7 protein-coding genes are annotated in these 15237 nt (G+C 37.7%); 2 read left to right on the top strand and 5 right to left on the bottom strand.

The genetic code is table 11. The features are described 5' to 3' along the window. Window positions 1-54: 54 nt before the first annotated feature. From JL001_RS17990 to JL001_RS18000, 3 genes are all read right to left on the bottom strand, one after another. Window positions 55-1872, bottom strand: a complete 1818-nt coding sequence (locus JL001_RS17990; protein ID WP_200978702.1) for a hypothetical protein — start codon at window positions 1870-1872, stop codon at window positions 55-57. 93 nt (window positions 1873-1965) lie between these two features. Next, entirely contained in the window at window positions 1966-3846 is a 1881-nt protein-coding gene (locus JL001_RS17995) for a tetratricopeptide repeat-containing sensor histidine kinase (protein ID WP_200978704.1), read from the bottom strand. A gap of 287 nt (window positions 3847-4133) precedes the next feature. Beyond that, window positions 4134-5360 (bottom strand): glycoside hydrolase family protein, encoded by a 1227-nt coding sequence (locus tag JL001_RS18000; RefSeq protein ID WP_200978706.1) that lies wholly within the window; start codon window positions 5358-5360, stop codon window positions 4134-4136. Window positions 5361-5492: 132 nt separating this feature from the next. Between JL001_RS18000 and JL001_RS18005 the strand changes: the two genes are divergently transcribed. Together JL001_RS18005 and JL001_RS18010 are read left to right on the top strand one after the other, a co-directional pair. After that, entirely contained in the window at window positions 5493-8285 is a 2793-nt protein-coding gene (locus JL001_RS18005) for a glycoside hydrolase family 2 TIM barrel-domain containing protein (RefSeq protein ID WP_200978708.1), read from the top strand. Between the two features lie 59 nt (window positions 8286-8344). Further along, entirely contained in the window at window positions 8345-10732 is a 2388-nt protein-coding gene (locus JL001_RS18010; protein WP_200978710.1) for a GAF domain-containing protein, read from the top strand. Here the strand turns inward: JL001_RS18010 and JL001_RS18015 are convergent. Together JL001_RS18015 and JL001_RS18020 are read right to left on the bottom strand one after the other, a co-directional pair. After that, window positions 10710-14357, bottom strand: coding sequence for a BamA/TamA family outer membrane protein (locus JL001_RS18015; protein WP_200978712.1), 3648 nt, complete (start codon window positions 14355-14357; stop codon window positions 10710-10712). The genes JL001_RS18010 and JL001_RS18015 overlap by 23 nt on opposite strands. Continuing rightward, complete coding sequence (locus JL001_RS18020; protein WP_200978732.1) at window positions 14354-15217, bottom strand: SdiA-regulated domain-containing protein; 864 nt, start codon at window positions 15215-15217, stop codon at window positions 14354-14356. The genes JL001_RS18015 and JL001_RS18020 overlap by 4 nt, the downstream gene beginning before the upstream one ends. Window positions 15218-15237: the final 20 nt, after the last annotated feature.

A 15237-nucleotide genomic window follows, 5' to 3' on the forward strand; every position in this document is an offset into this window, starting at 1 on the left:
TAAATAATTGTAAGTGGCCAGTGAATCTTTTCACTGGCCACTTTTTTAATACTTTTATAAATTTGTTTTTAGAAGAAATTTAAGATTATGATCAAGTTCTTCTTGAACTGATTCAACCACATTTTTTGGATACTTTATAATCCCGTTAAATAATTCCTTGTAATATATAATTCCAGCTTCCAAGTTGGTTTTAAAGCTCTTCAGACTTCTTTGCCATTTTTGGTGAGGAGCCAATTCAAATTGCTGCACTTCTTTCTTAAAATGATCTAGGTACAATCTTAACTCCTTGATCAGAAAATGTGGCCGGTGTTCGGCTAAATGTACTGCACCTTTTCCATAAATATGACTAACCATTTCTTTTAAACTATAGATTCCTTTGAAATAAGCTAAATTTGGTCCAGGGCAAATAGTAACTGCTTCTAAATTTCTATCTGGCTTTACACCATTTGCCAATAGAGCCGGAGCACTTAATCCTTCGCATAAACAGTCTTTTTCTACTATGCTAGAAGCTTCATGCTCAAAATTATCACTACCAGTTTTTTTTAACTGATTTAACTTTAAGTGTTGATATTGTCGTGAAGAAGTACAAATGGGTATTTTAGTAAATTCAGTATCAAATGAAAGTGTTTTTTTGTAACATGGGCTTCCTGGTCTGTTTTTCTTAATCCTTTCCTTTCTTTGGTCTTCTCCAGAACTAATTCTTAGGTTGTTGAATGGTACTCCCAAAGGAGATGCATGACTTAGAAAGAAATCAGACTCTTTAGCCTTCAAAATCCTATTTAAAGTATCCTTGTCTACACTGGTTGCTTCTGGAACCAATAGAAAAGGACTCCCCCATCCCGTACCATCTAGTCCATAATGATTGAGCAATAGCTGATCTTCTTCAAAGTTTCCAATTCCACCTTGCGCTGTTATTCTTATTTTACTGTTGTTATCCAGTAAATACTTATTTTTATTGGATAAGGATTGTTGACATATTTCTAGAAGTTCAGCCTCTAGTTCGGTTCTTTTACTTTTAAATTCTTCCAAAATTGATCCCAGTAGATGTCCCTCGGTAGCAAATGCGTGACCACCACAATTAAGTCCAGACTCTATTCTGAATTCCCTGATCCATAGTCCTTTTTTAGCCAAAAATTTTCCTTGGATCAGTGCGGATCTAAAATCACTCACTTTTAGGATAATACCCTTTTTTATTTTCCCTTTTTGATCTGGAAAGAAATCAACGAATTGTTCCAGATATGTAAAAAGAGCAGGATTCATACCTGCTGAAAACACAACTGAAGAACAGAGGTCAGACATCGCATAACCTCTTAATGCAGATAAAGCGTCAGAAAACTCCCTGGGAAGGGCTTGGCCATTTTCGTCATAATTCAGTTTATCGACTTTGGTCATGATATTAACATCAATTTTCCCAGGCCTTACACCATCCCTAAGTACCTTTTGCAATTCGAACCTAGCTTGACATTTGGCACTTTTCATGACCTCATATAGCCTCCCAAGTGGTTGGTTTTTAGGTAACATTTCAAAGTACTTATTTATTTCAGAATATGGATCTTCAAAAGATTCAGCTTTGATTTGAGTGATTTGATCGTTTACTATTTTGTGAAGCAAATTAAGGTAAGCAGTTATTCGCTTGGCCCGGGCATCTTCAGATTTAGCATCTATTGTCAAATAAGGCTCCATAAATTTCCTGCAGAGGAGCTTCCTCATTGACTCTATTAATCCATCTTCCATAATGGAAACGCAACTGTCTATGCCAAATCTAGCCACCTTAACTGGGCTGTCTATGGTATAACCTAAACCCATAACAGGAAGGTGAAAACTATGGATATGTGGCGTTGATTTAGAGTGGTTAATATCTATTATACTCATGATGTTGACTGTTTCTTAGTCAACAAAGCTAATAGGAAGGCCAACTTAAAAAGCTTTTATTGGTCAGGCCTCAAACTGATAAAAGTCATCTCTTTATTTCAAAAATGACAAACTAACCTCTGTTCCTTCACCTGGGTGGCTTTTTATATCCAATAGGCCTTTATTGTAAGCCACCAATTGCTTTACTAAAAGAAGACCTAACCCTGAGCCGGTTTCCTGGTCAGTACCTTTTTTAGATATAATAGCCGTATTGCCACTTTGTAGCGCGTTCAAGTCAACATCATCAATACCTACCCCCGAATCAATAATCCTTAATTTTACATACTGGTCGTTTTCACTATATCGAATCTCAATTGTTCCACCCCTAGGAGTAAATTTGATGGCATTATTTAAAAGATTTTGGAATATTATTCCCAAGTGATTTCTATCCACTAAGGCAGATGGCATAGAAGTTTTCTCGTGATAAAGTGATATTTCCTTCAACAATAATTGAGTGTCAAAATTTGTAAGTTTACTTTCTACAAATTGGGGAAGGTTGATACTTTCTATTTGGGCCTCTGCTCCATCCAATTGGCTCTTTGCCCACTTCAGTAAGCTATCTAGCATAGCATCCGTTTTGGTCACTTGTAATCTTAATAGATCAATTACCTCATCTTTATCGTTTTCCTCAAAATAACCTGTCTGTTCCATTTCCAATATTTGTTTAATGGCATTTATTGGAGATTTTAAATCATGGGAAAGAATGGAAAACAATTCATTTTTAGAATTATTGATATTATTTAGTAGCTTATTTTGATCAGCCAGTTGAATTTTCTGCTGCTTAATTTTAGCATGATTGACCTCCAACTTCTTTAAAAACCTATTTTTAAGCATTAGGTGACGGACAAACATCCACAATAATACAATCAGAAAGACCACTAGTACTAATAACAAGATATTCCATACCTTATTGGCGCGAGACTTTTCAAGAATCAAGGCCTTTTCATGGGCTAACTGTTGATTTTTGACCTCAGCCAATTTTAGATTAGACTGGTTAATTTTTCTGGTTTTTTCTAAGTTATACAGACTATCATTGTTTGCCTTATTAATCAATGCGTATTGTAAGGCCTTTTTATAATCATTCAAAGAATCATAAACAGACATTAATAGGCTTGATGATCTTTCCAGATCCCAAAATGCATGATTTTTATTGGCATATGAAAAACCCTTTTCAGCAAGTTTCGCGGCGGAGTGGAATCGCTTCCTTTCAAATGAAATTTTGGCTAATCCAGTATAGGTAAACGACTTCTCCCAGTTATTGAGGTGGGCTGAGTCAGCTAAGACATCATTATAATACCACTCTGATGAGTCTAGCAATCCTTTTGCAAAATATAAATCTGCAATTCTATTGGGAACCATTTTACTCAAAGTTGGATCCGGTTTCTTTTCCAATAGTTTTCTAGCCATGAAAAGGCTTTCCAAAGCTTCCTCTATTTCCCCTAAACCTTTTTGTGCGACGCCAATATTATAATAATTACGGGCAAGCGAAACAGAATCTCCAATCTCTGAATTAATACTTTTACTTTTTTCCCACATTTTTATCGCCATCTGATATTCATGTTGGCCTAAAAGTACTAACCCTCTTCCATTCCAAGCTGCTGCTAATTCCTCCTTATTCTCTACTTCTTGACTGAAAATCACAAAAGCTTTTTTATATGCATTTAAACTCAAGTCATACCTCCCAGAAGAATAATATATGGCTCCTAATTGATTAGCTGCTTTGCCAATCAAAAGTTTATCATGAGAAAACTCTGCAAGTCGCTTAGCTTGTTTTGCAAACTGTAATGATGAATCCAATTCATTATATTTATAAAGATTGGATAACTCTATCAATGAATCAAACTGGTCAATCTTACCTTGTGAAAAAGCATCCCTTTGCTGTAAAAGCAACAAAGTAAACATCACATATAAAATAGGTGAAAAGATGCTTGTCATTGTCGTGCTAGGTGAGTGAATAAGTATAAGACTAAAACAATTTTATACTAAAAGTCAACTGTTTAGAAAACAAAAATAAAAGTTAGTTGCATAAAAACTATACCTATTTAAATAAAAAGTAATGACCAATTAATTTTTTAAAAGCCCTTCCTGTAAGTTCTAATTTTAAAAAACACACTTGTTCCACTGGAACAATACACTCAAACTTTTGACAAAATCGAAAAAAAAAAGGACAAGCTTTTACACTTACCCTTGAAAATTCTCTAAATTAAAATAACCAATATAGCTTAGTAACTACTTATTAATGGTATTTGAATATTAAATGAACTACCATCTTTTTTATCATTCAATGGATCAATGGAACATGCAGCATAAAGAACTTTAGGAAGTCCATCCTCACCTATTAAAAATTGTGGTCTTTCCAATCTATTCACAACGACTTCCTCCCCATTTTCCAATTGGATTTTTAAAGGCATAAACATGGCATTGTCCATTTTTTTCCAGTCCATCCCGTCCTCAGAATACATGATGGCCAAGCCTGGATCCTCTCCTGTAATTTTCCCTGTAAAATCTTTAAATACCGTATAGAACCGTTTTGAACCATCATGGTACCAAACATACGGGTCTTCTGCTGAAGCCAGCTTACCATCTTCATCCCTTACATCAAAAACAAATTTATCTTGAGGAATAAATGGACCATCTGGAGAATCACCAATGGCTACACCGTGCACACCTCGCCAAGAGGGAGCATATAAATTTCCTTTAAAAAACAATAAATATTTGCCATCACTTGGACGCTGAACTACCGCAGGATTAACCACTATAAGGTTATCAGGCAAAGCTTCTGTTCCTTTTGGTGAAGGATTGAGAACATCCTTATCTTTCACGCGGGTCCTGGGACTAAGCAAAGGCTTGTCCGATCTAACGATATTTCCAGCCACAAGATCTTCGATGCTGTCAAACGTAACTACTCCTAATTGTTGGCTTTGCTGGATCAAATTCCTTTTACTTAAAGAAGCTCCTGGTGTATCTGGTTCTTGAGCTCCTGGATATTTTGACCCTGTATGATATAAATAATACTTTCCTTCGAACTTTTGGATATGGGGATTATGAACAGACTGACCATCCCAAGCATCAGGCATACCTTCATGATGGCGTCCTTGCAAAACAACTTTTACAAATTTAAAATCATGGTCAGGATAGTCTGATACGGCATAGGCTATTTCTGAATTAATTAGCCAGCCATCACCAAACCTATCATTGTTCTCACCTGATGGCCATCTCGAATAAAACATATGATATCGCCCATCTTCACCTTTCACTACACTTCCACCCCAAACAAAGTAACCTTCATTATTTAAAACTGAAGGTCCTTTTAAAATTGGACTCTCTCCAACCTTGGCCAAATGCGCATTGACTTTTTGTGGCTCTAACTTAATTTGAGCCTTCACACAAGCTTCAGAGAACACTACAAAACAAAGTATAGTAGCAAACCTTAACATTATCTTATTCATAATTAACCTTCCTCTTTTATCTCTCTAATTTAACAACAATTAGTCCAATTACCCTAAAATCAATCTTCTTTTTTAACTGCCAGTTTTCTATTATCTTGAGAATCAAAACCTATTGTAAATTTACTTTGACCAATGAAAATAACCTTACTTTTCCTCTCATTTACATTATTATCCTTCTCATTTTCCTATTCTCAAAACCCTTCTGATTATCAAAGAATTTACCTATCCGGCATGGATGCTGCTAGTCCTGTTGATTGGGAGTTTAAGGTCTCTGAAGGAAGAAAAGCAGGTCAATGGCTGACCATTCCCGTCCCTTCAAACTGGGAGCAGCATGGATTTGGAAATTATAATTATGGTCACGACCATAGGGAAAAACACAGAAAATTGGGCCAAGAAACGGGCTTTTACAAGCACTCCTTTAATGTTCCTCAAAACTGGAAAGGAAAAAGTATCCGAATTGTATTTGCAGGATCCATGACTGATACCAAAGTCAAAATCAATGGTAAAAGTGCCGGCCCAATGCATCAAGGGGCCTTTTATGAATTTAAATATGATATTACTCACTTACTTAAGTATGGGAAAGAAAATCTGCTTGAAGTAGAAGTGGCTAAACACTCCGATAACGAATCCATAAATAGAGCCGAAAGACAGGCAGACTTCTGGATTTTTGGAGGGATTTTTAGGCCAGTATATCTTGAAGTATTGCCTGCCACCAACTTTAAGCGTATCGCCATTGATGCCAAAGCTTCTGGAGAATTAAATGTGCTTACTGAAACGAACAAGCCCATCAAAAAAGGAGAAGTACAAATTGAAATTACTGATCTGAATACCGGTCAAACTATAGCCAATTTTCAATACGCCTTAGAGCAGTCAGAAACCAATTTTAATGACCGAGTTAAAAATATTATTCCTTGGAATCCGGAACGACCAAAGTTATATAATGCTAAATTCACCCTGATCCAAAACGGGAAAGCATTGTATACCCAAACAGAGCGGATAGGTTTCAGAACAGTTGATTTGAGAGAAAATGATGGTCTGTACGTTAATGGAACCAAGGTAATTCTTAAAGGAGTGAACCGACATTCATTTCACCCCAAAACTGGCCGTGCATTAAGCGAAGCTAATCACAAAGAAGACATCAGCTTAATGAAAGAGATGAACATGAATGCTGTCAGGATGAGCCATTACCCTCCTGATGAGCGTTTTCTAGCTCTTTGCGACTCTTTAGGACTCTTTGTTCTGGACGAGGTGACAGGTTGGCAAGATGGCTATGATACCATAGTTGGTCCAAAATTAATCAAAGAAACGGTGCTAAGAGATGAGAACCATCCATCAGTGATCATATGGGATCATGGTAATGAAGGTGGTTGGGACTTTGCCAATGAAAAATGGTTTCATGTCTATGACATCCAAAAACGACCTGTAATTTATCCATGGCTAAATAAGAATGGCATGGACGCTTTTCATTACCCAAAATTCAAAGCCGGGATCAACAGACTTTCCAATGGAAATGATGTGTTTATGCCTACCGAAATGCTTCATGGCCTTTATGATGGTGGACACGGTGCAGGATTGGAGGATTATTGGGCTGACTACCTTAAAAACCCTAGAGCCGCTGGAGGATTTCTTTGGGTATTTTCTGATGAGGCTATTGAGCGAACCGACCGAGCAGATAGTTTAGATGCGGATGGTAATCATGCACCTGACGGAATCGTTGGCCCATACCGAGAAAAAGAAGGAAGTTTCTATACGATCAAAGACATTTGGTCCCCTATCCAAATAAGTAAAAAATTAATTTCTGAAAATTTTGATGGTAAACTAATTATTGAAAACTATCATCACTATACAAGCTTAAAAGGCTTCAAAGTTGAATGGCAACTTCATGCTATCCAGCAGTGGCAAGAACACCCACTTCAATCAGGTAACATGACTCTAGGAGATATTTTACCAGGAGAAGCTAAACAAATCCAATTACCGTTGACAACCGATCTTTCGATGGCCGATTGGTTAGAAGTCAAAGTAAAAGATGAAACTGGGAATATGGTCAATAACTGGTCCTGGCCTATCCAACAACCTAAAGCCTTCATCCAAGATCAACTTACGAACAAAGCTGAAAATTCATCTTCTAATCCAAGCATGGTCACAGATAATGAAGATTTTTGGCTTATAACAGCGGCTGGACTAGAGTATGGCATCAACAAAAAAAATGGGCAGTTGGAAAGCTTGAAAAAAAGCGGTGTTTCTATTGCTTTCACAGGCCCAGTTCAAACTGAAGAACTCAAAGTTATTGATGTAACTCAAAGCAAAGATGCAGGCGGTAATATTGTAATTACAGGCAAATACGAAAGTTATCCTAAGGAAATTCAATGGACATTCTATGGTAACGGTTTGGTAAAATTTGAAGCTGCAGCAGCTTTTTCCAGAATGAACGAAGTCGAATATTTGGGTATCCATTTTTCTTTTCCTGAAGAGGCAGTCAAAAGCATTAAATGGATCGGAAATGGCCCTTACAGAGTCTGGCAAAACAGAATGAGAGGCCCCAAATTTGGCCTTTGGGAAAAGGGATACAACAATACCATTACTGGTTTCAGTCAAAAAGGAAAGCTGACATACCCTGAGTTCAAGGGATATCACTCTAACCTTTATGCTTATGAGCTATCCTACTCCAATGGCTCATTTAAGGTTTATAATGAAACACCTGGCTTGTTCTTCAGGTTATTTACTCCTGAAGACTCTCCCTTTACCAATCAAAATTTAACTGTTCCTTTTCCTCCGGGAGATCTATCATTTCTGTATAAAATCCCTGCTATTGGAACCAAGTTTCATGATGCCAAAGACCTCGGACCACAATCCCAAAAAGGAAGCAGTGTCGGTCATGGCGGAGATGTCAATGACCCTGTCATACTTTGGTTTGACTTTAGATAGGTTCCTAAATTGAACCTTTTTTCACAAAAAACAGTATATTCTGAATAACGCCTAGCAATATGGATTTAAAATCTCTTTGGAAAAATACAGAATATACTTTTGGTCTAAGTAATGATCTTTCCTTTCGGCCATTGATTAATTGGTGGGAGCAAAAGGTAAAAGAAGGAGATTTATATGCTCCTCAGGTTCAAAGGTTTTTGGAGGATATCAAAAAGTATCCCATCCTAAATCAGGATAAAATTGATGTGAAAGCGCTTCAAGAAGATAAAGAAGCTTATGCTTTCATCGTCCAATGTATATTTCCTGTATCACTCAATCTGTCCAGACAACTGTTTTTGATGTCTAAGCCTTTTGAGTTTGATATTATTTATAGCTCTCGACTATTTCAGGAAATGTTTTTGAGTCTTAAGGACAGCCCATCCTGCTTTATTGAAGCGAAGCAAACAGAAATGTACTACTCAAAGCTTTTCCATGCTTATCAAGTTATTCTAAAGAAGTTTTACGGTATTGAAATAGAAGAGTCCAACTCATTGATCTATAAAATGATCAATATCAATGGAATCGATAAATACTATTATTCAGAAATCAATGTAGACTTTGTAGATGCTGAGGCCTTGATGGAGCTTCCATCCAAGGAAACTATCATGAATTCTTGTTCAGGGACTACTCCATGTTTGAATGATTTCAATAAACTACAGCAAGTTTTACCTCTTGAGAAGTTTAAGTTTAATGGCTTTTCAATAGCTTTTCTGAAAGATTTCACCGAATCTGAAAGCATTGCTGAACTCAACACAGCTTTGTTAAATGATTATGATTTTGCATCTCCGAAGTTTTTGGAAACCATTGAAAGAAGTGTGAAGAGCCTATTGGGAAATGCTAAAATCAAAGTGGGAATTGCCGCATTCCAAAAATTTCAGGACAAATTCCTAATATCGGAAAAACGCTTGGCCAACAGTTACTTAATTAGGCAGATTTGCCAGACGGATTGTGACAAAAATTATGAAAGTGCCATAAATTTTCTATCCACTATCAGCGCACCAATTTTCCTCAATGAATTTGACGAATGTCCTGAGGCTAAAAGTTCCTACAAAACCATTAAACAGTTGGGCATTGAGGAAATAATTATTTTACCCTTGCAGTATGGGGATAGCCCTGTTGGGGTTTTGGAGATCTGTTCTGAGGAAAAGGGAATTTTAAACAACATGATGTTGTCCAAACTGAAAAACATCAACCAGCCCTTGGCGATGGCACTTCAAAAAAACAGCAAACAGTTTGAGTATGAAGTGCAGAAAGTCATCAGGAAAAACTATACTGCTATCCAACCATCCATAGAGTGGAAATTTCTTGATGTGGCTGTCCAAAACATTTTGGATCAGGAAAATGGAAAAAACTCCAAACTCCAACCAGTTGTATTTGACGATGTTTACCCGCTTTATGCTGCTGTGGATATTAGGAATTCATCCGCCACGCGTGTGGAGTCCATTCAAAAAGACTTGCAGCAACAACTGAAATTAGGTGCGGGTATTATATCCAAAGCACTTGAAAGTCACTATTTGCCCGTATTAGAAAAAATGAAATTCAAAATTGGGCAAATGCTTCAAGATATCCAGTTGATCTTGATTTCTGAAGATGAATCAAAAATCAACCAATTTCTATTGGATGAGCTTGAGCCTCTTTTCAAACACTTGAAAAAAGTTCAGCCAGAGTTGGAGTCCTTAGTCAATGAGTACTTCTCCACCATGGATCCTGAGTTGGGAATACTTTATGAGAATAGAAAGGCTTTTGAAGATAGCCTTTCCATAATCAATCAAGCCATTGGACAACATATCGAACAAGCTCAGGTTCAGGCCCAGAAAATGTTTCCCCATTATTTCGAGAAATACAAAACGGATGGTATTGATTATAATATCTACATTGGTCAGTCCTTGGTAAGAGATCGGATGTTCGATCCTATTTATCTCAAAAACCTCAAACTTTGGCAACTCACCACGCTATGTGAAAGTGCTTTTTTAAGCCAATCTCTAAAGTCAAAACTCCCTATTCCGCTTGAAACCACCCAGTTACTTCTAGTACACAGTGCACCACTGTCCATTAGTTTTAGGATGGATGAAAGGAAATTTGATGTGGAAGGAGCTTATAATATTCGCTACGAGATCATGAAAAAGCGAATAGACAAGGCCTTGATTTTAAACAGCAAGGAAAGATTGACCCAACCAGGTACTATTGCCATCATCTATACCCAACCTAAAGAAGCAGAAGAATACTTGGATTACATCTATTATCTTCAAAACAAAGGACTTCTAGGAGATAAAGTAGAACAACTAGACCTTGAAGATTTGCAGGGTGTAAATGGTTTGAAAGCATTGAGAATCAACTTGGCTGAAATTCCATATTCTGATTATCCAAATAAGCAAAAAGACACAATTAAAACTGATAGCCAAAAGTAAAGGTAGGCAATACCCCCTCTTTACTAATGGCCACTGTCCCGGAAAGCACCATCAAATTCAAAGGTGCCAACCAAACGCCAGCTCCAAAGCTATTGTGCCATTTGGAGCTATTTTCATCTTTGTACCAAACTCTGCCTATGTCATGGAAAACAGTCACTCCGACTGTGGCTGGAAAGAGATAGGTTGTAAAATCACTTAACCTGATGCGGGCTTCTGTATTGTTATAAATCATCGCATCTCCAGCAAACCTACTTCTTCGATATCCTCTCAAATTGTCCATTCCTCCCAGTGTTTGGGCTTGGAAAAATTCATAATCACCCCAATTGACACCTCCTCCAAATTGGGTGGCCCAAGTGATAATAGATGGAATTTGTCTGCTCCAATAAAGTGTCAAAGCTGTATTCATCTGCGTTAAGTCGCCACTGTATTCATTGATTCCCTGCAGATGGCTAAACTGTTGTACAAATTTCACCCCACGATTAGGCATCTTGGGGTGATCTGTATCATCAACTACCAACTGGGCATCCAATCCTGCATATAGTTTAGCATTTTCCAAATCTTCCACATCCACATCTGTCTGATCTGGTGAATAGATATACTTGCCAAAATTATCATCTTCATCCATCCTGGTCCGCTGTAACAGTGGCCCAACCCTGAAAAGGACATTTTTAGTAAGATCCTTTCTCAACCAAGTGTTGAGATTGATTTGGTTGTAGCGTACACGATAATATTTGTAGCCATACTTGTCCTTGTCAAATTCTGCGCGCTCATTTCCATATCCAAAAAAGTTATTGACATAATTGGGTGCCTTGATTGTAGCATCCCATTCCACGTCCAAATCCTGAAGTACGTCCACTGCCCTGCCCTGATAATATAAATTAACGGCCAAAGTCTTGATGGCTATATTAGCTTTAATACTTTGCTGCATCGCAAAAGGCTCTTTCCTAAACCCTTGTGTAGTCCATTGTACCCCACCCCCAAGAAATATCCCGTCGTCCACATTGTATTCCAAAGACACGAGCGGAAATAACATGTCATACTTAAAAGCTTTACGGTTATATTCATAGACAGAAGGTTTTTTGGAAGATATCAACTTAGATGATTCTCCTAACAGTAATGTATCCTGCTGCTTATTCCAATGGTAAACTAGATTTGCTTTATGGTCCAAATCACTTTTATCTTGAATTACATTGGTATCAAATCCACCCAAAACCCGTACTTTAATTTTACCAGGGCCTGATCCAGTAATTTCAAAAAGATCCTCTCCCCCCAAACCATAAATTCTGATTTCATTGGTTTCATTAGGATCGAACTTCCTGTTATAGATTTTTTGCTTTACATTCCCTTTTTTGGAAATCTTGCTGACTTCCACATCCACTTTGCCATCATCTTCATGTCTGATTTCAAACAGCTCACTTTTTTGGGTTCCATACACATCAACAGCTTTGGAAATAAACTCATAGTACTTTAAAGCTTCCTCCTTCATCCAACTCCTGCGATATTTAAGTTTATCCGTTATTTCAATACCTCTGTGTGCGTAAATTTCATCCGGCAAACTGTGTACGGCCACCTCAATGACTTCATCATCCATACGCTCAAGAAACTTATCAGCTTCCTCCTCCCAATCCTCCTTGTCAAGATCGTTTAAAAAAGATCGATCAAAATAGCGTCCATTGAACATAAAACCATTCACATCCCGCATCTCATATCCAAATCCTTGGAATTTGGGCATGATCCATTTTCGGCTAAATATCTTGGGCAACACACCCTCATTTACAAAAAACGCTTGATCTCTGTCTCTGGGCACAGGCACGAATTCTCTTCCCTTTTTGTCCTCAATCCCAATCCACCTCCATTGATCATCATGTCTGTCCCAATCCCCAATATACAAATCCAAAAGTCTAGCCCTTAAAATCTTCTTTTGGTCCAATTCATAATCCTGATCACCAAAGCGTTTTCTCAGCATTTTATCTGTGCTGTAAAACTTGTATTCTTCATCTTCCAGTTTTTCAGGAGTGATTTCACGTTCTTCATAAAGGTAGACTGCATTTCCAAAATTTTTCTGATAAATACCCAATTCAGTATCGTCTGGTAACCATACCAATTCGGGATTAGTATGGAATACTTTTGCTGCATCAGCCAATTTGGGGATAATCAAAGCCCCGTAGGGATGGGAAGCTGAAATTTGATCTTGGACAATATCTTTGGCTACGGTATTTCTAAGTACAGCCGGAATAGCCGCTTCGGGAAATTTATCGACCGACCTCAATACATATTCTCTTCCAGTTGAATCAGCCAACCTTAAAGACCTCGTCTGCATTCCTCCTCCTCGCTTGACAATCTCCATTCCTCCTCTTTCCTTTTTTAAATCAAACGTCCGGAACCAAATGGGTTGTCCCCATTCATTCCGATAGTTTTTTCCATAAAACTTCTCTTCCTCGGGCCCTGCAAAATACTGTTGGCTAACTGCCGCCTTGACAGAATCTCTAAATGGCAACTTGGCCTGGATAACTTCCTGCTGCTGCCCACTTGATTTTGTATAGACTACATCAGAGTAAATCGGATCAAAACCATCTTCTAAGCTGTAAAAATCCAACTTTACCTCTCCATTTGAATAAAAGTCAAGAGTAGCCAAGCCTTGTTGCTCATAAGTAAATTCCGCCGGGTTTTTCTTCTTGATCAATGTACTTTTAGATCCTGCACCGCTCACCACATGGCGTGCTTCTGGAGTAATGGTATACTCCAAAGCATGCTCATGCCCAGAAAGCACCACCACATTGGGGTGACCTTCCATGATAGCTTCCATGCTTTTTATTAATTGCTGATATTTTGGGTGAGGTACATCCTGAATATTACCTAAATAAGTTCTATACATAGGGTAAATTGAACCAATTACCGGCAATGGAATGTATAGATCTGGGTTAATGGCAGTAAAGGGAAAGAGATGGTCCCTCCAGCTAAAAGCTCCGTTATGCTCCCCAAAGGTCTCCATGGGATGGTGCATGGCGAGTAACACCAATTTATCCTGATTGGCTTCAAAAACATCCCCAATAGATGCTATCAATTCATCTTCTGACTTATATTCACAATCTGAATCAAGTCCAGGCCTATTGACCGGCTGAAGCCACCACTGACTATCAATAGCTATCAACACAGTATGTTCATTCAGTTCCCTTACGTAAGGTCCAGGACAGCCATCTTGCGGAACCCAGAAAACATTGCTCAAATGTAATGAATCCACATAGGCTTGTGCTCTAAGAATAGCATTCCAGCCTCCATCATGTCCTTTTTCCCAATCATGATTTCCCGGAATCATCCAGATTTCTCCTTCTACCTGATTGGAAAATGCAAATTGAGCATCTAAGATAGCCTTACTTAAGGTCTCCCTTTTATCCCCCAACTCTGGCATACCCTTAGGATAAATATTATCCCCTAAAAAAATAACATCTGATTTAATTCCACTAGGCTCTCTCTTGAGCATCTTTTCCACCATCAGACTTACAGGATGAGAGTTGCCATCCAGCTGTCCACCATCTCCGATAAGGTAGAGCCTTTGAGTGATTTCTTGTGAAAATGAGCTTCCAACTAATCCAAATAATAAAAGTATCAATAAGCTCTTCTTCATTTCATTTCAGGTTTATAGGAGAATTTTAAAATATTGGCATTGCCTCCGTCCGCTTCATTGGAGATAAACATATTGCCTGTATCATCAAAAGTGATTCCTTCAGCTTGCTTAAAAATTTTAGGATCAAGCCTGTACAAAGACTCCATATCCCCAAATTTATCCATTATCAAAAGCCATTTCCCCACTGATGAAAGGACATACAACTTACCAGAAATGGGGTGCAATGCTGTAGCTGAAGGCTTTATTGTCAATTTATACTCGTCTTGTTCTTGTAGAAGCCTACGCATTTTCTTTTCTGTCAATTTGAAATCCTTCGCTTCTGAGTACTTACCTTCCTTTATGTTAAACCAAAATGCACTGGAAACATTCTTATCATCATCTAATTTGCATTCCTTACAAAATAATATAAGCTTTTCTTCATCAAAATGACCAACAGATTCAAGATCGCGCTTTCCTTCATATGGAAAATCGTGTTTAATTGAACTTACATCTTGGTCGAAAACATCTATAACTTCATATAAATCACCATTACTCTTCAATGCAAACAACCTGTTACCAGTCCATAAAACATCCTCAACATCCATATTTTTGGCAAACTTGCTCATGCGAATTATCTTATTGTTCGGCCAAGCAATTTCATAGATTACTGAAGACTCATCTTCTATGAGCCAAAAGTGACCATTAGGAGCTAAAGTCATTCCTGATAATTCATCCAATCTTTCCGGAAGAATAAGTTTTTCCGGCTCAGCTAAATTATACCCAGGAGGAGAAATATACTTACCATCAAAACGTTTTTCTCTCAATCCACAAGATGAAATTATAACAAAAAAGAAAAAGACTATAAATTTAAAGTGATGCATGCTTTAGTGATATATTACTG

Origin of the sequence: Echinicola sp. 20G (assembly GCF_015533855.1) — a bacterium.
In the GTDB taxonomy this organism is placed as follows: Bacteria; Bacteroidota; Bacteroidia; order Cytophagales; family Cyclobacteriaceae; genus Echinicola.

Bases quoted from the DNA above. Each gene is read 5' to 3' on its own strand.
- JL001_RS17990 (WP_200978702.1), bottom strand. From the start codon at position 1,872: ATGAGTATAATAGATATTAACCACTCTAAATCAACGCCACATATCCAT.
- JL001_RS17995 (WP_200978704.1), bottom strand. From the start codon at position 3,846: ATGACAAGCATCTTTTCACCTATTTTATATGTGATGTTTACTTTGTTG.
- JL001_RS18000 (WP_200978706.1), bottom strand. From the start codon at position 5,360: ATGAATAAGATAATGTTAAGGTTTGCTACTATACTTTGTTTTGTAGTG.
- JL001_RS18005 (WP_200978708.1), top strand. From the start codon at position 5,493: ATGAAAATAACCTTACTTTTCCTCTCATTTACATTATTATCCTTCTCA.
- JL001_RS18010 (WP_200978710.1), top strand. From the start codon at position 8,345: ATGGATTTAAAATCTCTTTGGAAAAATACAGAATATACTTTTGGTCTA.
- JL001_RS18015 (WP_200978712.1), bottom strand. From the start codon at position 14,357: ATGAAGAAGAGCTTATTGATACTTTTATTATTTGGATTAGTTGGAAGC.
- JL001_RS18020 (WP_200978732.1), bottom strand. From the start codon at position 15,217: ATGCATCACTTTAAATTTATAGTCTTTTTCTTTTTTGTTATAATTTCA.